The sequence below is a fragment of the Photobacterium sanguinicancri genome (assembly GCF_002265265.1).
Taxonomy (GTDB): Bacteria; Pseudomonadota; Gammaproteobacteria; order Enterobacterales; family Vibrionaceae; genus Photobacterium; species Photobacterium sanguinicancri.
Genome location: NZ_NOIF01000406.1, coordinates 1 through 730, shown reverse-complemented (window position 1 = coordinate 730; position 730 = coordinate 1). Strand labels below are relative to the sequence as shown.

At 31.4% G+C, this 730-nt stretch carries 1 protein-coding gene; it reads left to right on the top strand.

What is annotated here, in order from left to right:
* On the top strand, positions 1-616 hold a 616-nt coding region (locus ASV53_RS24315; protein WP_141226328.1), incomplete at its 5' end, for a site-specific integrase.
* Positions 617-730 lie beyond the last annotated feature (114 nt).

The window sequence follows — 730 nt, the reverse complement described above, 5'->3', positions numbered from 1 at the left end:
GACTAAATCATGGGAAGATGAACATTTATATCAAATTTTTTCTATGGAACTTTATAATTCAGGAAAGCCAAAAAAAGAATACCAGTACTGGATCCCATTGTTGCTAAGATATACAGGAGCAAGATTAAATGAATTAGCACAATTATATACAGATGATATTGTTAATTATTGTGGTGTGTGGTGTATGGAAATATATCCAATGATAAATGGTCAAAAGGTGAAGACTAAAAATTCAGCCAGAATTGTACCCATCTCTATTCATTTAATAAACCATGGATTTATTGATTATGTAAAAACAAAAAAAGGTCATATTTTTCATGAGCTACCATTAAGAATTTCGGGATATGGTGATAATGCATCAAAATGGGCAAGTCGATGGAGATCGCGATTTGGGTACGGACGTGATTTGACACTACATTCGTTCCGCAACCGATATGTGGATGAATTAAAGAAATTAAATGTAGAAGAACGATATGCAGCTGAGTTATGTGGTCATGGATACGAAGGCTTTACTTACTCGATATATGGTCATGAGACTGACCCAAGAAAGTTATTTGAAATAGTAAATCTGATAGATAATCGGTTCACAAAGGATATTCATAGTTTTAATCGTTGATATAAATAAATCTATCTAGGGATAGTTGTAACTTAAATTTATGGGAATACAGATGTTAAATAATATTTTTAATGGTTTTGGGAAACATAAAAATGGTTCTAATCAAATTAATAC